The organism is Bartonella sp. CM31XJBT, from assembly GCF_028618555.1.
Taxonomy (GTDB): Bacteria; Pseudomonadota; Alphaproteobacteria; order Rhizobiales; family Rhizobiaceae; genus Bartonella.
Genome location: NZ_JAQITD010000007.1, coordinates 25,850 through 44,752 on the forward strand (window position 1 = coordinate 25,850; position 18,903 = coordinate 44,752).

Here is an 18,903-nt window from a genome sequence, read left to right on the forward strand (position 1 = left end):
AAAGCCCCCCTAAATCAATTATCTTATCTTTCTAGCCTCTCTATCCACCTCAAGCAACACAAGTATTCCCTCTAAAAATTAGAATAAGCTTCATCGATCCTATTCGTCATTTACAACAAATCTAACAGAGCCATTTCCAGAACCTCCTCTCAACTCAATTCCTTCCCCATTCTCCCCACCCCTTACCAAAAGAAAAAAACCAAACAGTGATAAAGCCCCCCCTCAATAAAGCTTTCAATAAGTCACCCCACGCTCCCATATGGCAAACATCTCATATGACAGACATCCCCATATACTAGGCATCCCATATACCAGAAAATTGATAGCCCGCCGTTTCAAAGAAGATCCCTCATTACCAATTTTATACACTATGATTTTCCACGTGCTCTAAGCCATCCCTCTTTCAAGACGCTCTTTTTTATACGAATACTTTAATTTATACGGATAGCGTTATTCCTCTTGCAGAAGAACCCTAAGAGCGAAGAATTCTCTTCCCCTCTATTCTATTGAAATCAAACACCCCTCTTCGCTTACAGTTCACAAGGCTTACAGTTCACAAGCAGAAAGATCCGTATGGCATAAAACTTTTCAAGAAAAGCCTACCTTTTATGAAAAGTCCCCCCACAGTGAATGAGATTATGAATCATCCCAAGAGCTAAAGCCCATGTCGCAATCTTGAGAACGAGCTCAAGATGATACCAACTTACTTTTTCATAAAGTAAAGATGAGGTGTGTAATATTTATAATCTACGATGTTTTATCGTTACCTCTCACGATACCATTTACAAGCCCCAGCATGAAGTTCACGAACGCCGGTATGAAATGGGCATGAAATGAGTATAAAAAGAGCTTGGAGCAAGATGTCTCTTTAAAACAAGCGCATGACTATGCACAACAAGTATATTTCGTTTAGAGCATTTTGGATATTCCCCACTCCCGCCCTAGAACAAACATTTTGGTGACAGGACCTCCCTTATATTTTCTACTGTCCTTGTCTCCTCTGTCCTTGTCTTCTTCAGCGAATAAAACCCCGCATGTGCGGGGTTTTATCCTGTACTACACCCTTATTTAGATACAGTATGATCACTATCGCTGTTTTCATTAAATACATTTTTTACATATATTTTCAACACAAAAATAACACATATTGATTTATTCAACAAAAATCATTAAACGTTAAAATGATGAAATTATTATTCAAAACGTACGTCATAATATTTATAACGTTTTTTTCTGTATCCCTATTATTGGGTTGTACTCAAGTAAGCGATCTCGCTGAATACGATAGGCTTTACCAAAAATATGTCCATGAAAATTACACTCCTTTAGCATATTCTCAGAAATTAGAAAAAGCAAAAAAAGAGGTAGAATATTTAAAAGCGTATATGGAATGGACTGTAGACATACCCCATGACAAAAGTCAATTTTGGAGGCATTTAATAACATTGCCCAGTAATCCTCCAGAATTCAATATTTTTAAACATTATCACATATTGCTTGTTTTTTGTGGACGTTTTTTTGATTTATGGCAAGGTGATAAAACGATGCCCACACTTACCTTTAACGACTTACCAACAAGACTTAGGGCTTTTAAAGCTAACGGGATGAAATACAGGAAAAATTGGGATTATATAGAAAATATTTTCCTCAACGCAAAGTTTGAAACAAACTTTGATGATCCAATGTTTGCGTACGCAGAAAAATTTTTGGATTCCCCTAATGGCATTAGTCGAAAAGAACAAACTCTCCAGACAGAGCTGCTCATAATAGGCAATGAACTCACTCGTTTTAGAAACACAGCAACAATGTGCGTTATGGCTAGAGAGGTATACCTTGCCATGATGCCCAAAGAAAATGTAAAACCGCCCGTAAGATATAGCACTTTTGAAAAATGGAAGCAGTATTTAAAAAATCTTTAAACGGATAATAAAACGCCTTTCAAAATACTTCTAAAGAACCATTAAGCCCTCTCACAATGACTATAATCAATCACAAAAAGGGTATAAAAAAAATGTTAATTAAACAGTCTTTATTGAGAAACGTCTTAATTATCGCCCTTTTAACAACGCATCTTTTTTATTCTTCAAAGGGATATACTCATTCGAATGAACTATTCTCTTCAAAAGAGATTACAGAAAGAGAGAGATTGTTCCGCATTTTCCTCGTTAATGGAAGTAGTTGGTGGTCAGAAAAATTCTACCAAATTCTCTGGATAGAAAAAACATTTTTTTTGGAAAACAAGTGGCGGTTATCGCAACCTCTCTATGAAAAACATGTCAATATAATAAAAAAATGGCAGAATATAATCAAAAAACGACATCATGTATTTAATACTCTGTGTAGCCTTATAGAATTAGAAATAGATGCAATGCGACATGTGAATGAAGCAAAACACTCTAATGAGCATACCCGTCTCTCAAACAGTATGAAACACATAGAGACATATCAAGAGCGTATAGCTAAAAACAAGAAAGAACTTGAGAAACTTGATCATGAAATTGAGATCTTATACAGAGTTATCATAGAGTATACAAAATTACCATAAACTTTGATCTATTCATTCCATAACTTTATGAAAAGTGCTTCTCAAAGGGTATTCTGCATTTTCAAGCATTTTGAACTATCTATCGCCATCTTTAGATACAAAGTGCCAAAGTACATACAATTTGTTTTATTTTACCAACATAAAAATAACATATATTGATTTATTCAATAGAAACTACTTATCAAAGCTCGTTAGAAACAAAAGACAATAAATACCCTATGTTTAAACACTTTATTTTATTTGCTATAGCAATAAGCGCTGTTTTTATTCACGCATCATACAACCCGTGGATGTAGAAAAGACGAATTTTTTGTTGGGAATACTTCTCCGATCAATTGTATTTCCAAAGAATATATAAAACAAAAAATAGAAAAGAAGATATTGGAAAAAGAACGCGAAAGATAATGGTTAGAGCTTGAAAAATTTGCTGTTATTGCTTGTCCAAGTAGAGAGTTTCCTGTTTACCCTGTTTTTTCTATTATCGATTGTATTTCAGAGGAAGAACTCAAACAAAATCGTTTTAATAAAGATAAAATCAATATAATGTACTTATTCATGCAATGGTTTATCGTAGGATTCATCATAACAACGATAACGTCCGTTCCCATTAGTTTACTTTGGCGTTTTAGATTTAAGGTTCCTGCCTGTTTATTTACAATAATGACAACCTTGGCTATTATTGCCGTCCCTTTATATTTGATTTATCGTCTCTCTTTTAATCTATTTTTTTAAAAAATATTTCTAAAATATTAAAAACACCCTGCATTTTTAAGCGTTTTGAACTGTATCTCCTCTCATTTAGAGACAATAGCCCCAAGTACAGCCATGCCATTCAATACAATTTTCACCATACTTTAAACATAAGATAATACCCATTGATATATTCAACAAAAATCAGTTAAGCTATCCTATAAAAATAAGAGCAATACACAAGTAGCAGTATTTAATGATATTAAATGAAGACGATTATTATGGAATTCTTGATGTAAGCTACGCATGCAACGATAAACAGATAAAATCTGCTTTTCGTAAATTAGCTCTGCAATACCATCCTGATCATAATCCTAGTACCGAAGCTGAACAAAAATTCAGAAAAATTCTTGAAGCCTATGAAGTTCTTAAAGATCCTCGAAAGAAAGCTGCTTACAATCAGTTCTACCATAAAACCTTTGAAAACAATCACAAGACCTCTGAAAGAAGTAGAAACCAAGAGAACAGAATAAGAGATAATATAAATATAAATAATATCAAGCGTGTAATTTTCATTACTTGTGGAATAACGCCTCTAATTTATGGTACAATTTCACTCTTTACGTAGAATATACCACTAGGAATAATAAGTATAGGGTTATTAATTCTCATCAGTATAAAAGGATATTTGGTAAAGATTGGTAAATTGATATTCTGGCTCATACTCATACAACAATTTTTAATGTTTACCAGATTTATATTGAAAATTATCTCATGAAAATGCTTTTGAAGAGTATTAAGAGCGACCCACAGTGAATTCATAAAATGTGGTCATTTTTGATTTTCTATAACAAGGTAATGTAGAGAAACATAAAGATTATAATATCTCTATCCGTTCTTTCCCTATTCTCCCGTTTTCCCCACCCCTTTATTTTCTTCCACAATCCGCCCGCCACCCTTTCCCCCAACAAGCCCACTTGACTCCACACAGACTTTTTCTCATGCTCCTACATTCTTTTCCCCATATCGGCTAAAAAACTCCCCCCCCTTAATCTTCCCCCTTATCTCCCCCCCTTAACACGCAACACAAAAGCTCCCAGCCCCCTCGGATCTCGACGTCTAAACATCTGTCTCACTTCTCCCGTAAAACATCTCCTTCCATTTTCCAGCATGCTTTACCTATCACTCCAAGCTCCCTACTTGCGTGCCCAGAAAACACAAAAAACCGGCTCTTTTCTCCCTCTGCTCTTTCCTTTTTATAGAACTTTGCCTCTCCTCAACGCTGCACACGATCCCTTTCTTGCCCGCCTCATTCTTGTTTTGCCCTCCAGCAGACGCTTTGTCTTCATTCCAAGCACCCTTTCTTCCCCCTCCTTCAAAGCAATTTCTGTCCTTAGATGAAAACCTGTCCCAACACTCTTAATTTGCTGTACCATCTTCTCCAAAGCCTCATTAAAACGGCTAATTTCATTTTCAAGCTTGCAAATATACGCTTCATCACGATAAGCCCGTTTAATCAAAGGAGGCATATCCGGCCAATAGAGCATTAAATCCACCCATTCGCGTTGAGAAATCCATAATCCCCCTTGACATTGTGCTTTATGTTCTGCTGGAAAATTCTTTTGCATGAAATGAGGGATCAAAATTTCAGGTTTTTTTGTTTTAATTTCTAATAAGCCATTTTTTCCCACAAAAGCATCGGGGGAAAATCCTTGTCCGCGATCATCAGCCAAAACAAAGCCAATACATTCAGGTTCTGTATGTGTAAGTTCCCCATAAAGCTGTCGTGCGATTGGTTCTAATTCTGTTCCACGTCGCTGAGAAAGCGTTGTTCCTTCCTCAACGGTTTTTCCTGTAATTCTTTCTCCCGCCAATTTCATCATCACACTCTGATAGCGTGAAGTTTTTTGCCCCTGTTTTTTTTGTGCCATAACCATCTCAAACAAAGAAGCCGTAATCAAACCATTACGCACTTTCTGCCATTCTTCTGTTCCTTGAATACAATCGATAATAATTGGCATGACCTTTCTCCCCTTCATCTTTAAAGTGTTTTTTGCAATATATCCTCTTTGAAACATTCATATTTTTAAAGCCTGTGTCCCTCACACGGACTAAAGGCGACAACATCCTTCAATGCATCCTTCAATATTGTGCCGCTGAAAACACAAAAACTGCTGCCCCCCTCAACATCCCCCCTCCGCAATTTCTCATATATAGGCTCTTTTTTTCATGCCCCCCTTTCCCATGTCGGCTAAAAAAACCCCCGCAAAGCTCCCCCCTAAGCTTCCCTAAGCTTCCCTCCAAGAACGAAAGCATAATGCACACCATTGTCACCGCAATGAAAAAGCACTTGGACCCTTTCATTGCGGCTTCCTTTTTCAACCCTGCTATTGCACGACGGAAAAATCATGGCGGCAATATTCTTCCTCCAATTTTTTTGCCATAGACTGAGCCACCTCTTGCGATATAAAAAGTATAGCGTTGTGTTTTTGTGGTTCGAGTCTGATTAAATTTCGCATATTTCCAGCATAATAAAGTGGAATCCCTTGATAAGAAGTCTTGAGATAACTTGGCATGTTTACCACCAATAATCTGTCAAGACATCACATGGGCGTAAACGATGCTGTTTTTCATAAGAGCCATAGAGATTATCTTCATAATCGCAAGCCGCTCTTTCATTTAAACAAGCATGATAAGCTTCACTATTCAAAATGAAGGGCTGCAATTGTGTATTTTCTTCATTCATTTCATGATTTTCGACATAAAAATCAGCGATTTGTTCCGTAACATCTTCAGCATGAGAAGTTGTCAGATCGAGTCGTAAAACTCTATAAACAGTTTCACATTCTTCAATCAGTTCGAGCACTTCTTCGATTTCGTCGATTGGTCCTTCATAAGTACAAGGATTTTCCTCTTCGCATAAAACGATAATGATTTCATCCTCTTTAACGAATGAAATATTTTTCATGATTTCCCCCTTTAGATAGTTGATAAAGCATAGCCTTGTCTTGACAAGACTAAATATAGCGTTAGTCTTATCTCCTCTATAGGAGAGATGTCAACCATTTTATCCTTCATAAAAGATATATTTTAAATATCTACGGGGTTCAAATGACATATGTAAATAAAAATCTATTATTCTTTGTTCCTCTCATGCCCCTTTGTTGTTCTCTATTTGTTCTTACAAAATTGCAATTATAAACACACAGGAGAGATAAAATGAGTGACATAATATTAATAAAATACTGGAGTCGCCTTGATTCAAAAGCACAGAAGGAAGTTATTTTGAAGCTTCGTCAATTGGCCGCCGCAAAAGAGTCAAAATCGCCTGTCTCTCTTGCGGAGAGAGTTTCGAAATAAGCTCTATAAATTCTTTATCTTCAGGGCTAGCCCCTTTTCCATAAAGAATATAATTCATACTGATATTAATTTCGTGACAAATTCGCGAGAGAGATTCGATTGTTGGTTCTTTTCCTTCAGAAAGAATAGAATGAAGGTACCCCGCGCCTTTACCGGCAGCGAGGGAGATAGATCTTTTTGACCGCCCACTTTTTTCCAAAGCGATTCTTAATCTTTGACGCCAACCATCGATATTCATAATTTCACCATATAGCGCGTCTTTTTAAAAAAACACGTCCTTTTTATAAAACGAGCTTGCATTATCCTCTAAAAAGGATAAAATTAAGGAAACAAATTTTACTTTTTCGGGGGAAATTTTTTTATTTTTGGATCATAAAAACACTTTAACCACCCTACAGGATATAAAAGACCACTCTCCAAAGCTTCTGCCCAAAAGCAAGTACGTTGAGAATGTGTGGTATTCTTTATTTTTTCCATCACCGCAATCTTAAATCGTAAGTTTGCATGCTCTTCAAGCACAGCCAATCATTTATAAGCGTCGTAAAGAAGCCTCTAGTCATCATCGAACAGAGCCAAAAGCAACACAAGTTAAATCCTTATTTGAGCTTTTATCATCAATAAAAATGTATAAAAAAGAAGAAAGTAGATTGCAGTATGAAACACGCTAATCAACAAGAAACTCCTCATTATGAATCGTCTAGGCTTCCATATGTTTGTTGGTATCAAAATGACTTTCTAGGAGGTGTACGTGGGATGCGCGCACACGAAATTGGAATCTATACGATTCTTCTCAATGAAATGTATGCCCGTGGACGACCTTTAGAAATATCGAAAGAACGTTTAGCGCGTCTTTGTGGTTGTGACAAGCGAACTTTTGTTAATGTTTTAGAAATGCTCATCCAAGAGGGTAAGATTTTAAATTTAGCCAATGGATTATGGAACAAGCGTTGCGAAAATATTTTTCAAGAGCGTGAAAAATTGCTTGAACAAAAATCCTTTGCGGGTCGTTCTTCGGCAAAAAAACGCAAAAAAATCAATGCAGAGATGCAACAACTGCTTAACGAAAGTCCAAAAGATGCTGCACAAAGCTCAGAAGCTCAAAAGACAGAAGAAAAGGAAACACCTTACGGTGTTTTAGAAAAGAAAATTTTGTTTGATGAGACAGAGCCTTGTTTTTCCTTCGAAGAGAACTTTGAACAAAGCGATCATCCATCCCCCTCATCGGCTCTTGATTCACCTCTCTCTTCCCCTCCACAAGAAGAAGCGGAGCAAAAAAACGCCCCCTCTTTAACTGCTCCCCAAGCCGAGTTTACCTCCGCCCCTATCGCGCAAATTGTCACGGGGGAAAAAACAAAATCCGCCACCACTCTTCCCCCCAGCAATCTTTCTGCCTCCATCCCGCTTTGCACCAACAAAAAAACCACTTCCTCAGTTGCCAAAGGGCACCGTCTTCCTGAGCATTGGCAAGCAGACATCAAGGCGGCAGTTTCAGAAGGTTTGAGTGAAAGCCAAGCCCATTGGCAAGAAAAGAAGTTTCGCGACTATTGGCAAGCCAAGAGCGGCAAAGAAGCTCTCAAAGTAGACTGGCAAGCCACATGGCGCAACTGGTTTCGCCGTGAGATCGAACGGCAAGAACAGCAAAAACAGGGAAGCTCCTCATCTTTCATCTCTGAGAACAACGACACCCTTTACCGCAGTTTGATCAACTATAATGACAATTTTTGACATCACAAAAACAACGTATTTTTCAAGCACGCGCGGGGATAAAAATGTTTCAAAACCACAACAGCATCGGACAAAATAACACAGAACAAAACAAAGGGCGGCAAAACAACACTTGGATAGGCGATTCACACAGCAAAACGCGTCAACATCGACCATTTTGCTCTCATCACAAAAGCGTTTTCCCCACACAAGGACATCCACAGGCACCCCAACACAAGGCACCCAACAGGACTCCAGCATGCACCACACCCTCACAGGCATCCGCCCCACCTTCTTGCATCCTTCCTCCTTTCCGCCTTCCTCCTTTTCTCAAGGCGCCACTTCCCATGCTCTTGGCAAACAAACACCAACAGAGCCATTTCAGAAAAACTCAATGAAAAGCAAACTCTTTGGCAACACCCCCCCACACACAGGCACCCCAACAGGACACTCCAACACAAGGCACCCCAACAAGACTCCAGCATGCACCACACCCTCACAGGCATCCGCCCCACCTTCTTGCATCCTTCCTTCTTTCACCCCCTTCCTCCTTTCCTCAAGGCACCACTTCCCATGCTCTTGGCAAACAAACTCTTTGGCAACAAACCCACCCCCTCCACACAGGCACCCCAACAGACACCCCAACAGGACCCAAGCATGCACCACACCCTCAAAACAGGCATACCCACCCCGCCCTTCTTGCATCCTTCCTTCTTTCCCCTTCCTCCTTTTTCTCAAGGCACCACTTCCCATGCTCTTGGCAAGAAGACATCAACACAGCCATTTCAAAAAGGTTTGAGTGAGAGTCTAGCCCTTTGGCAAGCCAAGAGGTTTCGCGACTATTGGCAAGAAAAGAGCGGCAAAGAAGCTCTCAAAGTAAACTGGCAAGCCCCATAGCACCACGGGACTTTACGATCAGATCGAATGGTGAGAACAGCAAAAACAGAATTCTCACCTCCCACATCTTGAGAAAAACGACAATAATATCACGAATGACCATGAGCACAATTTTTGAAATCAAACAAAAACTTATCTCACAAGCCGATAAAATAGTAGAAATGCTTCTTCCCCAAGGGCACAAACGAGGCAACAATTGGATTGTAGGCAACACACGTGGTGAAGCTGGTCAAAGTTTATCGATTTGCTTAAGTGGTAGTAAAGCAGGACTTTGGTATGATTTTGCAGAAAGCACAGGAGGAGATCTTTTAGACCTTTGGTGTGAAGTCAAAGGCATTAGCCTCTCTCAAGCCTTAGAAGAAGCACGCGCGACTCTCAATCTGACACGCCCCAAACCCTTTATGGCGCCTCATCGTTCCTATCGCCGTCCACCGGTTCCTACAGGGCAGAGCCCGCAGAATCTTGTAAAAACCTATCTCCATGAAGAACGCCGCATTCCTCTAGAGATTATAAAGCGTTACCGCATAGGAGAAAATGGCGAAAAAATCATTTTCCCCTTTTATAAACCCGACGGCACCCTTGCTTTAGTCAAAGAACGGCTTGCGCAAACGGGAGCAAAAACCAAACCAACAGCCTCCCAATGTGAACCGATTTTATTTGGTTGGCAAGCCCTTTACCCCACAAACCACGCCTCCACGCACACATCCCAGCAGGCGACCCAGCACACACCTCAGCAAATATTCCAACACACACCTCAGCAGGTACCCTCAACTAACCCCGCCTCTACACAGGCGCCCCAAAACACCGCCACAACCAACCACCCCTCCACACAGGCACCCCAAAACACCGCCTCAACCAACCACCCCTCCACACAGGCGCCCCAAAACACCGCCTCAACCAACCCCACCTCCACACAGGCACCCCAAAACACCGCCTCAACCAACCACCCCTCCACACAGGCGCCCCAAAACACCGCCTCAACCAACCACACCTCTACACAGGCGCCCCAAAACACCGCCTCAACCAACCACCCCTCCACACAGGCGCCCCAAAACACCGCCTCAACCAACCACGCCTCTACACAGGCGCCCCAAAACACCGCCTCAACCAACCACGCCTCCACGCACACACCCCAGCAGGCACCCACGCACGCGCCCCAACAGGCGCCATTCCCCAATTTTTCTTCAACAAACCGTACCATTGTTATCACTGAAGGAGAAATTGATGCGCTATCCTTAGCCGCCTATGGATATCCGGCGGTTTCTGTTCCCTTTGGAGGAGGCAGTGGAGGAAAACACAACTGGATTGAAAATGAATTTGATCATTTAGAATCTTTTGAAACGATTTTTTTAGCCACCGATATGGATCCGCCCGGAGAAGAAGCAGCCCGTGAGATTGCCAGCAGGCTTGGACGCCACCGTTGCTACCGTGTCCGTTTACCCCTTAAAGATGCCAATGACTGTTTAACCGCAGGGATTGATAAAGCCACCATAAAAGCTGCCTTTTCCTCAGCACAAAGCTTTGCACCAGAAGGTTTACGGCGCGCCTCAGACTATAAAGATCAAGTGATTGGGCTTTTTTGGCCAGAGCCTGAAAAACATCTTGGTTATACGGTTCCCTATCCTAAACTGAAGGACAAATTGCATTTCCGCCCAGCAGAATTAACGCTCTGGAGTGGTGCGAGTGGTGCAGGTAAAAGCCAATTATTATCAGACTGTATTCCCCATTGGATTGCACAAAAGAGTCGCCTTTGCTTAGCGTCTCTAGAAATGAAAGGAGAACAATCACTTCGCCGTTTAACCAAACAAACGGGCGGCTTAGAACAGCCTACAAAAGAAACGATTGAACGGATTCTTCATTTTTTAGACGAAGGGCTTATTCTTTATGAGCATGTTGGCAAATCGAGCGTAGATACCTTGCTTGAAGTCTTTGACTATTGCCGTGCGCGCTATGGCTGCGATCAATTTATCATCGACAGTTTGATGCGGCTTGGCATTGCCTCTGATGATTATGCAAGACAAGAACAAGCCGTTTATAAAATGGTTGATTGGGCTGTTTTAAACAATGTGCATATTCACCTTGTCGCCCATGCCCGCAAAGGCGGTCTGGATAAAGATATCCCCAGCACAGAAGACATTAAAGGCGCCTCAGAAATTGGTGCCAATGCCTTTAACATCATCACCATTTGGCGCAATCGGTCGTTGGAAGATAAAATCTTTGCCGCCTCTCTAGCACAAGAAAAAGCAGATTTAGCAAAACGCCCAGGCGTTATTATGAATATTGCCAAACAACGTTCTGGTGATTTTGAAGGCAAAATAGGGCTTTGGTTTGATCCCCAAACCTACCGCTATCGCTGTTCTTTTGAACAATCATTCCCTCGACGTTATCTGTAATACCCCATAAACCCCACTCTCTTTAAAAACGCCTCCGCCTTCACACGCGCACGCCTTGCTCCCACAGAAACAACAGGAAGGATCAATCCACAAATGACGAAAAACACCCAATCCTTCGCGAACCAAAGCCAGCTCAACCCTAGATTCTCTGCTCCCAAAGACAAACAAAAAAAGGTCGCTCCAGCAATGGCGCAAAACACCAACCCCTTCAATAACCACAAACAACGCGTCACCACCCCATCTTGCCGCCCCCTTATATGCAAAATCAAGAACCACTCCAACACTACAGCAAACACGATCCCCATCAAGGACAGGAGTCCCCACGGTATGTCCATACTCTCCATCCCCCAAAGAGCCAAAAAAAGGACGACTCCTAAAATGCAGTAAAACAGCACTTCCTTCAAAAAGAGGGAAATACCACAAATACAATAAAACGCCGCCCGCCACCTCGGAATATCGAAGCGCTTGGAAACTTTATAAGTACAAATAACGACAACAATAAAAAGGTAGGAAACCACCAACAACAGCAAAAAAACACCCCCTACTTTAAGAACCAAGCCCATAGAACACGCGCACACCTTGCTCCCTCACAAACAAAAGGAAGGGTAAATCCAAAAATGAATAAAAACACCCAATCCTTCGAGAACCAAAGCCAGCTCAACCCTAGATTCTCTGCTCCCAGACGGGTAAAAAAAAGGAGAGTACCCAAAATGCAGGAAAACAGCACAAAATTCAAAGCACGCAACAACCTCTGTAACACCGTATCACTTTGCTCGCGTATAAAGAACCCCAAGAGCACTTTCAACAATACAGACAAGAGCAATCCCTTTAAGAATACCGCCCTTATGCTATCCATATCTCTGACGCCCACAGTGGCACACCACAGGATAAAGCCCATCATGCAACAAAACATAACCGCCTTTAAGAACACTTGCCAAGCAACAGGCATGCTCTTGACGCCCAGATGCACCAAACCAAGGACAGTTGCAAAAATGCAAGAAAACACCGCCCCCTTCAAGAGCAGCTCCCCGTCAACAGCGCGCCTGCCCACGCCCACATAAACAAAACCAAGGTAGGTGGCAACAACGCCATAAAGCACCACCCATCTCCAAAACACCCACTCTGTAACAGAGCGACGCTTTGCTCCCACATAAATAAAAATCAAGGCCAGAGAAAAAAAGCAGAAAACCCCCAACAACTGCCAAAACATCACATCGTTCGACATCAAATACCCCTCACAGAAAGAACATCAAAGACCACGCCCGTGGAAAAGAAAAATGCTCATTCTTTTTAAGCACCACCCCAACAGTACACGCACACACCTTATACCTTCATAAGCAAAAAAAGGAACAAGTCCAACAACGCAGCAAAACACCAGAAACTTCAAAAACATGTCCCGCGCAACCACCATACGCCCCGCTCCTTTATTAAGTAAAAATCAGAGACCATGCCAAAAATGCAACAAAAGATCAATCCTTTGCAAAGAATGAAAGCCTAAAACCAAGACGCTTTGCCCCTAGACAAATAAGCCCAAGGATAAGACCAAAGACAACGCCAAAAAGAATGTGAAAGACCCACTTGTTTGAAAACCACACCTGAGTCAAACCAAAGTGCTCAGCTTGCCCATAAACAAACTTAGAGACAGCGATAATAATGAAGCTCAACGCCAAATTTTTTAAAAAAGCCTTCCTTGTAACCCCGAAAAACCTCATTGCCGCATAAATAGAAACAAAGGCGAGAACCAAAGGACAGAAAAGCGCCAACCACTGCCAAAACATCAAATCGTTCGACATCAAATACCCCTCACAGAAAGAACATCAAAGACCACGCCCGTGGGGAAGAGAAATGCTCATTTTTTTAAGCACCACCCCAACAGTACACGCACACACCGTACCCCCTCCAGAGCAAAAAAAGGAACAAGTCCAATAGTGCCCACAAACACCCCATTGTTAGAGATCAAAAACCAGTGAACCCCCATATGCTTGGCTCCGTTATACGCCAACCCAACAACAGCTCCAACAACGCCGCAAAACACCAGAAACCTCAAAAAAGACACCCCACGCGATATCCCCTTACCCCGCATCCTCATAAGCAAAACCAAGGACAGGTCCAGCAATGCAACAAACACCGCTCCTATCACTAAAAATTCCCACGATATATCAAAACGCTTCGCTCCCTTATAAGCAAAGCCAAGAACCACTACAGCAATGGCGCAAAACACCAGCCCCTTCAAAAACATGTCCCGCGCAACCACCATACGCCCCGCTCCTTTATAAGTAAAAATCAGAGACCATGCCAAAAATGCAGCAAAAGATCAATCCTTTTCAAAGAATGAAAGCCTAAACCCAAGACGCCTTGCCCCTAGACAAATAAACCCAAGGATAAGACCAAAGACAACGCCAAAAAGAATGTTAAAGACCCACTTTTTTGAAAACCACAACCAAGCCAAACCAAAGTGCTCAGCTTGCCCATAAACAAACTTAGAGGTCACGCCAACAAAGAATGCAAGCACTCCACCCTTAAAAAAGTCCTTCCTTGTAAACCCGAAAAACCTTATTCCCGCATAAATAGAAACAAAGGCGAGAACCAAAGGACAGAAAAGCGCCAACCACTGCCAAAACATCAAATCGTTCGACATCAAATACCCCTCACAGAAAGAACATCAAAGACCACGCCCGTGGGGAAGAGAAATGCTCATTCTTTTTAAGCCCCCCAACAGTACACGCATACACCTTACCCCCTCCAGAGCAAAAAAAGGAACAAGTCCAACAGTGCCCACAAACACCCCATTGTTCGAGATCAAAAACCAGTGAACCCCCATATGCTTGGCTCCGTTATACGCCAACCCAACAACAGCTCCAACAACACAGCAAAACACCAGCCCCTTCAAAAACATGTCCCGCGCAACCACCATACGCCCCGCTCCTTTATAAGCAAAAATCAGAGACCATGCCAAAAATGCAGCAAAAGATCAATCCTTTGCAAAGAATGAAAGCCTAAACCCAAGACGCTTTGCCCCTAGACAAATAAGCCCAAAGATAAGACCAAAGACAACGCCAAAAAGAATGTGAAAGACCTAACTGTTTGAAAACCACACCTGAGCCAAACCAAGATGCTCAGCTTGCGCATAAACAAACTTAGAGCTCACGCCAACAAAGAATGCAAGCACCCCACTCTTAAAAAAGCCCTTCCTTGTAAACCCGAAAAACCTTATTCCCGCATAAATAGAAACAAAGGCGAGAGCCAAAGGGCAGAAAAATACCAACCACGGCAGAAAAACCAAATCATGCGGCATCAATATCCCCCACAGCAGTAAAATTAAAGGTAACGCCCATCATGCAAAAAAATGCCAATCCTTTCAAGAAGCAAATCCACGCGAGACAACACACTTTTCTCCCATACAGCCTCCCCTATAAACCCCTCTCTTATAAAACAATGACAACACCCACAGAAAGCGACCCCTCACCCTTTTTTTGAAACTTCCCCTCACGCAAAAAGCAGACATAAAAACGTATCCCTCAACAAGCATACAACAGCACAATCCCGTTTCTTTGCATAAACATAAAGAAGCAAAATTAAAATTTTTAAGGAGATGCTATGACCCATAAGCAGAAAAAAAATATGCAAACCTGCCCGCTTGATCATCAAAATCAAGAAAAGCACATTGGTCATTTAAAGACGCAAGAAATCCCTGTTGAAACGCGTAATCCTTATTTTAAACCCAATCATCGAGAAAGTTCCAGCAACCCGCGCACCATCAATGCCATTGCCAATGCACAAAGCCATCCCATTGCACTTTTATATGCGAAAGGACATCTCAGCAAAGCCCAATATAAAGCGGCAGAACGTTTTTATTTTTACTGGCGTCAAAGCCAAGCCGATCTCCACATGAGCCTTGACTACACCCGTGAAAAGGTTTCCTGTAGCCAAGGGTACATACACCCCATTGAACGTCAAATAGAAGCCTCCAATCATTTAAGAACAATCAAAGTTCAACTGGGTATTCTTGGCTATTCACTGCTTGAACGCGTTATCGGCCATGGACAAGCGATAAAAGAATTAAGTTCTTCAAAACGCAAACAAAACTCCCTTGCCGATCATTTACGAGATTGTTTAGACTTGCTCGCATTTCATTGGGGATATGCAAACCATAAACATTTTGAATAATCCCCCTCCTCGCCATTTTAAGCGGCCTCCCATGTTGCCCCCGCCCCCTCTAAAGAAACCTCCCCCACACGGGCTCAAGCATCCAGCAGCTCTCGCCTCCATTTTCATTACCTTGCCCCCCACACCCAAAAGGACAATACTTCACCCCCTACACATACTGAAGATACACCCCACACTCTTAAAAACAAAAAGCCTTCCCCCATATCAGTCCTATAATCATGAGGGGCTCTTAATTCGTTTTTGATTGAAGAATATTATCAAGATGCTTGCATGCATCATAATATTTTTAAATATAGTTTAATTAATATCGAGTCTTAAAACAAATATTCAATTGAAAAAAGTATTAAGTTTTAATGCAAAATGACAAAATTTTTTGTAAAAAGTATTTTTTATATTGCTATTTTTTCAATTCTCTGCTAATTATAATGTGGTAGGTTCTTTAAGTATGATTTTTTGTATTTAGTACGGCCTTTTGAATTTATTCTTTTTTGACACGTCCTGCGAGTCAATGTTAAAATTCTCCTGCTCTTTGGTCCTCTAATTGCGACGGAGGACTTTTTTTTATAACTGTACTTTTTTATGACTGTATTGTCTTAAATCACTTCCTTATGAGCTTTGTTATATTCCTCCATAAGGTCTACCCGCAAAATAGATCATTCTTTTGTCAAATTGACTTGCGTTTCATTCTCAAAGAACAAAGATTCTTAACTCAATCTGATTTACAAACAGCTTGGATACACTTCTCTCTTGGCTTCCATTCACTCTTGGCTTCCATTCAGGGATTTTCAGCTAAACTCAAGGCGCAACAGAAGCTTGCTCTGTCTTAAAGATTCACCACGCCCTTAAAAAAACACTTAAAACATATCCAAAGAAGCTTGCTTCATATCACCAAACTTCAAATGACAGTGTTTTACGACATAACAGAATGACTTAACTACTGGATAACTTTCTTTATCGCATAGTCCACCAACAGGTTGATGTATCACGGTAATAATTTGATTTATAATAATAATTTCCAGTTATCCATATAAAATTTAAGAGACCCGGATATCATAGGGATTCTCTCATTTTAAATTTATTTCATGTTGCATCAATCAACACCTTGTCTTTTCCACATTACAAACATGAGAGACATATGAAATAAAACACTAGCAAGATAAAGAATCAAAATGCCTCTTATGAACACGCTCAAGAGCCAAAGGCTGTCATCACATGAGGCGCGAATAGTATGATAGTGCAGGCTTTCCCCTTATGAGATTTTAAAGAAGGGCTTATCCACTTCGCAAGAGATTTCTCCATTATCCCATTCATCAATATCCCCATTCATCAACATCCCCATTCATCAACATCATTGTGATGATAAGACAACATAATGTTTTTTAAACAAGTACGTAAATGTGCAACACAAATATATTCTATTTAGAACATTCTGTTTTACGTGATTCGCGTAAAACCCCATTAAAAACAAAATCTCTATGAGAAAAAATCTAAAGCGTGAGGATAAAAACATGAAGCAAGCGTGATTCCATTCAGCTATTGCTCTTTAACCGTCAAACCAAATAAAAATAGATCCGGCCAAATAAAAATAGATCCAGAAAGTATGTTAATCTTCCTACCTTAAGAGATAAGCTAAGAATATAGACAACATCTCTCCTAACATTCCCCTTTTTCTAGCATCGCGTAAGAATCAAAAGTTATAAAGCTTATTTTGTCATATTATAAAGCACTGTTTTTTTAAGGCGGTATTGAAGCAGTTAAAACAATTGAAGTGTTTAGCCAACGCCATTAGCAAAGCTAAAAAAACAAACTGTTGAAAAGCCGTGCATATCTTGTGTAAACACAAAAAAAACAAGAAAAAGGCACAAAAATATCTTAATTTTTATAAAAATGCTCAGCGTCTTTTACGATTGTATTGACGAACAACCCTTATCACATAATCATCTTAAATATTGAGAATAAAGAATGAATAGCCCTCGCAAATACAGCAACCTATCAATAAAAATATAAAAACAAATCTTTTGGTTATCTCTGTTTCTTATGGAATATGCCTTTCCCTATGGATGCACTTTAGCCTCCAAAGAGTGCGTTCAATCCATGGAAAGGATGCACTCCAGCCCTTAAAGAGTGCATCCTTCCCCTCAACGGAAACTGCCGAACCCTCATAAAGGCAGTATCCAATCCATAAGAGGATGCACTCCGCCTTCAAAAGAGTGCATCCTTCCCCTCAACAGATACTGCCGAACCCTCATGAAGCAGTATCCAATCCATAAGAGGATGCACTCCGCCTTCAAAAGAGTGCATCCTTCCCCTCAACGGAAACTGCCGAACCCTCATAAAGGCAGTATCCAATCCATGAGAGGATGCACTCTAGCCCTCAAAAAGAGTGCATCCTTCCCCTCAACGGATACCGCCAAACCCTCATAAGGCAGTATCCTATCCCTAAGAGGATGCACTCTAGCCCTCAAAAAGAGTGCATCCTTCCCCTCAACGGATACCGCCAAACCCTCATAAGGCAGTATCCAATCTATAAGAGGATGCACTCTAGCCCTCAAAAGAGTGCATCCTTCCCCTCAACGGAAACTGCCGAACCCTCATGAAGCAGTATCCAATCCATAAGAGGATGCACTCTAGCCTTCAAAAGAGTGCATCCTTCCCCTCAACGGAAACTGCCGAACCCTCATAAGGCAGTATCCAATCCATAAGAGGATGCACTCTAGCCCTCAAAAGAGTGCATCCTTCCCCTCAACGGAAACTGCCGAACCCTCATAAGGCAGTATCCAATCTATAAGAGGATGCACTCTAGCCCTCAAAAAGAGTGCATCCTTCCCCTCAACGGAAACTGCCAAACCCTCATAAGGCAGTATCCGATCCATAAGAGGATTCACTCCGCCTTCAATAGAGTGAATCCTTCCCTTCAAGGGTTTTACTCAATTTTCATCGCATCTCATTATTTATGAACCCTCATTTTTATGAATCCTTGGTCAAAGGCACAAAAGGAAGTTTTCTAGCGACTGCCGTATCACCCATCTTATGGGATTCCACTTGCCTACAGAGCTTTCAAACCTTTTTACGCCTTCATAAAATCGAATCTAAAAGAATTCATTAAGGCAATTAAGGGTAAATTTTGTCAAAATATAGACAAAGTTT

Annotated in this window: 19 protein-coding genes and 2 pseudogenes; 7 read left to right on the forward strand and 14 right to left on the reverse strand. The window is 41.1% G+C overall.

Annotation, left to right across the window (positions count from 1 at the left end):
- Positions 1 to 1,181 precede the first annotated feature (1,181 nt).
- The 3 genes and pseudogenes from PVV63_RS04535 to PVV63_RS04545 all read left to right on the forward strand — a co-directional run.
- Positions 1,182 to 1,919 carry a hypothetical protein gene (locus PVV63_RS04535; protein ID WP_273790847.1) on the forward strand — a complete coding sequence of 246 codons (738 nt, stop codon included), beginning with the start codon at positions 1,182 to 1,184 and terminating at the stop codon, positions 1,917 to 1,919.
- A 92-nt stretch (positions 1,920 to 2,011) separates the two neighbouring features.
- Positions 2,012 to 2,545, forward strand: a complete 534-nt coding sequence (locus tag PVV63_RS04540; protein ID WP_273790848.1) for a hypothetical protein — start codon at positions 2,012 to 2,014, stop codon at positions 2,543 to 2,545.
- Positions 2,546 to 3,491: 946 nt separating this feature from the next.
- A pseudogene (locus PVV63_RS04545) lies at positions 3,492 to 3,728 on the forward strand (DnaJ domain-containing protein); the annotation flags it as partial.
- A gap of 763 nt (positions 3,729 to 4,491) precedes the next feature.
- Here PVV63_RS04545 and PVV63_RS04550 read toward each other — a convergent pair.
- Positions 4,492 to 5,256: a lambda exonuclease family protein gene (locus tag PVV63_RS04550; protein WP_273790849.1), complete on the reverse strand. Its 765-nt coding sequence runs from the start codon at positions 5,254 to 5,256 to the stop codon at positions 4,492 to 4,494.
- Between the two features lie 296 nt (positions 5,257 to 5,552).
- On the opposite strand from PVV63_RS04550, the gene PVV63_RS04555 reads away from it, so the two are divergent.
- Complete coding sequence (locus PVV63_RS04555; protein WP_273790930.1) at positions 5,553 to 5,681, forward strand: hypothetical protein; 129 nt, start codon at positions 5,553 to 5,555, stop codon at positions 5,679 to 5,681.
- On the opposite strand, the gene PVV63_RS04560 is transcribed toward PVV63_RS04555, so the two are convergent.
- The 3 genes from PVV63_RS04560 to PVV63_RS04570 all read right to left on the reverse strand — a co-directional run bounded on the left by PVV63_RS04560 (position 5,623) and on the right by PVV63_RS04570 (position 6,833).
- A complete protein-coding gene (locus PVV63_RS04560) occupies positions 5,623 to 5,811 on the reverse strand; it encodes a hypothetical protein (protein ID WP_273790850.1) in 189 nt (62 codons plus the stop codon). The genes PVV63_RS04555 and PVV63_RS04560 overlap by 59 nt on opposite strands.
- A 2-nt stretch (positions 5,812 to 5,813) precedes the next feature.
- The gene (locus tag PVV63_RS04565; protein WP_273790851.1) at positions 5,814 to 6,203 is read right to left on the reverse strand and encodes a hypothetical protein; all 390 of its coding nucleotides are present in this window, start codon (positions 6,201 to 6,203) and stop codon (positions 5,814 to 5,816) included.
- A gap of 312 nt (positions 6,204 to 6,515) precedes the next feature.
- Positions 6,516 to 6,833, reverse strand: a complete 318-nt coding sequence (locus PVV63_RS04570) for an XRE family transcriptional regulator (RefSeq protein WP_273790852.1) — start codon at positions 6,831 to 6,833, stop codon at positions 6,516 to 6,518.
- 416 nt (positions 6,834 to 7,249) lie between these two features.
- On the opposite strand from PVV63_RS04570, the gene PVV63_RS04575 reads away from it, so the two are divergent.
- Complete coding sequence (locus PVV63_RS04575) at positions 7,250 to 8,320, forward strand: DUF1376 domain-containing protein (protein WP_273790853.1); 1,071 nt, start codon at positions 7,250 to 7,252, stop codon at positions 8,318 to 8,320.
- Positions 8,321 to 8,680: 360 nt separating this feature from the next.
- Here the strand turns inward: PVV63_RS04575 and PVV63_RS04580 are convergent, their stop codons facing one another.
- Positions 8,681 to 9,004 carry a hypothetical protein gene (locus PVV63_RS04580; RefSeq protein WP_273790931.1) on the reverse strand — a complete coding sequence of 108 codons (324 nt, stop codon included), beginning with the start codon at positions 9,002 to 9,004 and terminating at the stop codon, positions 8,681 to 8,683.
- A 293-nt stretch (positions 9,005 to 9,297) separates the two neighbouring features.
- Between PVV63_RS04580 and PVV63_RS04585 the strand changes: the two are divergent.
- Positions 9,298 to 11,586, forward strand: a pseudogene (locus PVV63_RS04585) (toprim domain-containing protein); the annotation flags it as partial.
- Here PVV63_RS04585 and PVV63_RS04590 read toward each other — a convergent pair.
- From PVV63_RS04590 to PVV63_RS04620, 7 genes are all read right to left on the reverse strand, one after another.
- A complete protein-coding gene (locus PVV63_RS04590) occupies positions 11,580 to 12,152 on the reverse strand; it encodes a hypothetical protein (protein ID WP_273790855.1) in 573 nt (190 codons plus the stop codon). The pseudogene PVV63_RS04585 and the gene PVV63_RS04590 overlap by 7 nt on opposite strands.
- The gene (locus tag PVV63_RS04595) at positions 12,131 to 12,814 is read right to left on the reverse strand and encodes a hypothetical protein (RefSeq protein WP_273790856.1); all 684 of its coding nucleotides are present in this window, start codon (positions 12,812 to 12,814) and stop codon (positions 12,131 to 12,133) included. The genes PVV63_RS04590 and PVV63_RS04595 overlap by 22 nt, the downstream gene beginning before the upstream one ends.
- Before the next feature lie 244 nt (positions 12,815 to 13,058).
- Positions 13,059 to 13,382 (reverse strand): hypothetical protein, encoded by a 324-nt coding sequence (locus PVV63_RS04600; RefSeq protein ID WP_273790857.1) that lies wholly within the window; start codon positions 13,380 to 13,382, stop codon positions 13,059 to 13,061.
- Positions 13,383 to 13,438: 56 nt separating this feature from the next.
- Entirely contained in the window at positions 13,439 to 13,846 is a 408-nt protein-coding gene (locus PVV63_RS04605) for a hypothetical protein (protein WP_273790858.1), read from the reverse strand.
- Between the two features lie 57 nt (positions 13,847 to 13,903).
- On the reverse strand, positions 13,904 to 14,227 hold the full coding sequence (locus tag PVV63_RS04610) for a hypothetical protein (RefSeq protein ID WP_273790859.1): 324 nt from the start codon (positions 14,225 to 14,227) through the stop codon (positions 13,904 to 13,906).
- 24 nt (positions 14,228 to 14,251) lie between these two features.
- Complete coding sequence (locus tag PVV63_RS04615; protein ID WP_273790860.1) at positions 14,252 to 14,503, reverse strand: hypothetical protein; 252 nt, start codon at positions 14,501 to 14,503, stop codon at positions 14,252 to 14,254.
- Positions 14,504 to 14,665: 162 nt separating this feature from the next.
- On the reverse strand, positions 14,666 to 14,884 hold the full coding sequence (locus PVV63_RS04620; protein ID WP_273790861.1) for a hypothetical protein: 219 nt from the start codon (positions 14,882 to 14,884) through the stop codon (positions 14,666 to 14,668).
- A 302-nt stretch (positions 14,885 to 15,186) separates the two neighbouring features.
- Between PVV63_RS04620 and PVV63_RS04625 the strand changes: the two genes are divergently transcribed.
- The gene (locus PVV63_RS04625) at positions 15,187 to 15,756 is read left to right on the forward strand and encodes a hypothetical protein (RefSeq protein WP_273790862.1); all 570 of its coding nucleotides are present in this window, start codon (positions 15,187 to 15,189) and stop codon (positions 15,754 to 15,756) included.
- Positions 15,757 to 18,086: 2,330 nt separating this feature from the next.
- On the opposite strand, the gene PVV63_RS04630 is transcribed toward PVV63_RS04625, so the two are convergent.
- Both PVV63_RS04630 and PVV63_RS04635 read right to left on the reverse strand, forming a co-directional pair.
- Positions 18,087 to 18,308 (reverse strand): hypothetical protein, encoded by a 222-nt coding sequence (locus PVV63_RS04630; RefSeq protein ID WP_273790863.1) that lies wholly within the window; start codon positions 18,306 to 18,308, stop codon positions 18,087 to 18,089.
- A 168-nt stretch (positions 18,309 to 18,476) separates the two neighbouring features.
- The gene (locus PVV63_RS04635; RefSeq protein WP_273790864.1) at positions 18,477 to 18,629 is read right to left on the reverse strand and encodes a hypothetical protein; all 153 of its coding nucleotides are present in this window, start codon (positions 18,627 to 18,629) and stop codon (positions 18,477 to 18,479) included.
- Positions 18,630 to 18,903 lie beyond the last annotated feature (274 nt).

What these genes read in the sequence shown, in the direction of transcription:
- PVV63_RS04600 (WP_273790857.1), bottom strand. Translation starts at nt 13,382, where the DNA reads ATGTCGAACGATTTGATGTTTTGGCAGTGGTTGGCGCTTTTCTGTCCT.
- PVV63_RS04575 (WP_273790853.1), top strand. Translation starts at nt 7,250, where the DNA reads ATGAAACACGCTAATCAACAAGAAACTCCTCATTATGAATCGTCTAGG.
- PVV63_RS04560 (WP_273790850.1), bottom strand. Translation starts at nt 5,811, where the DNA reads ATGCCAAGTTATCTCAAGACTTCTTATCAAGGGATTCCACTTTATTAT.
- PVV63_RS04540 (WP_273790848.1), top strand. Translation starts at nt 2,012, where the DNA reads ATGTTAATTAAACAGTCTTTATTGAGAAACGTCTTAATTATCGCCCTT.
- PVV63_RS04555 (WP_273790930.1), top strand. Translation starts at nt 5,553, where the DNA reads ATGCACACCATTGTCACCGCAATGAAAAAGCACTTGGACCCTTTCATT.
- PVV63_RS04620 (WP_273790861.1), bottom strand. Translation starts at nt 14,884, where the DNA reads ATGCCGCATGATTTGGTTTTTCTGCCGTGGTTGGTATTTTTCTGCCCT.
- PVV63_RS04580 (WP_273790931.1), bottom strand. Translation starts at nt 9,004, where the DNA reads ATGCAAGAAGGGCGGGGTGGGTATGCCTGTTTTGAGGGTGTGGTGCAT.
- PVV63_RS04590 (WP_273790855.1), bottom strand. Translation starts at nt 12,152, where the DNA reads ATGGGCTTGGTTCTTAAAGTAGGGGGTGTTTTTTTGCTGTTGTTGGTG.
- PVV63_RS04625 (WP_273790862.1), top strand. Translation starts at nt 15,187, where the DNA reads ATGACCCATAAGCAGAAAAAAAATATGCAAACCTGCCCGCTTGATCAT.
- PVV63_RS04565 (WP_273790851.1), bottom strand. Translation starts at nt 6,203, where the DNA reads ATGAAAAATATTTCATTCGTTAAAGAGGATGAAATCATTATCGTTTTA.
- PVV63_RS04595 (WP_273790856.1), bottom strand. Translation starts at nt 12,814, where the DNA reads ATGTCGAACGATGTGATGTTTTGGCAGTTGTTGGGGGTTTTCTGCTTT.
- PVV63_RS04570 (WP_273790852.1), bottom strand. Translation starts at nt 6,833, where the DNA reads ATGAATATCGATGGTTGGCGTCAAAGATTAAGAATCGCTTTGGAAAAA.
- PVV63_RS04550 (WP_273790849.1), bottom strand. Translation starts at nt 5,256, where the DNA reads ATGCCAATTATTATCGATTGTATTCAAGGAACAGAAGAATGGCAGAAA.
- PVV63_RS04605 (WP_273790858.1), bottom strand. Translation starts at nt 13,846, where the DNA reads ATGGTGGTTGCGCGGGACATGTTTTTGAAGGGGCTGGTGTTTTGCGCC.
- PVV63_RS04615 (WP_273790860.1), bottom strand. Translation starts at nt 14,503, where the DNA reads ATGGTGGTTGCGCGGGACATGTTTTTGAAGGGGCTGGTGTTTTGCTGT.
- PVV63_RS04610 (WP_273790859.1), bottom strand. Translation starts at nt 14,227, where the DNA reads ATGTCGAACGATTTGATGTTTTGGCAGTGGTTGGCGCTTTTCTGTCCT.
- PVV63_RS04635 (WP_273790864.1), bottom strand. Translation starts at nt 18,629, where the DNA reads ATGGATCGGATACTGCCTTATGAGGGTTTGGCAGTTTCCGTTGAGGGG.
- PVV63_RS04535 (WP_273790847.1), top strand. Translation starts at nt 1,182, where the DNA reads ATGATGAAATTATTATTCAAAACGTACGTCATAATATTTATAACGTTT.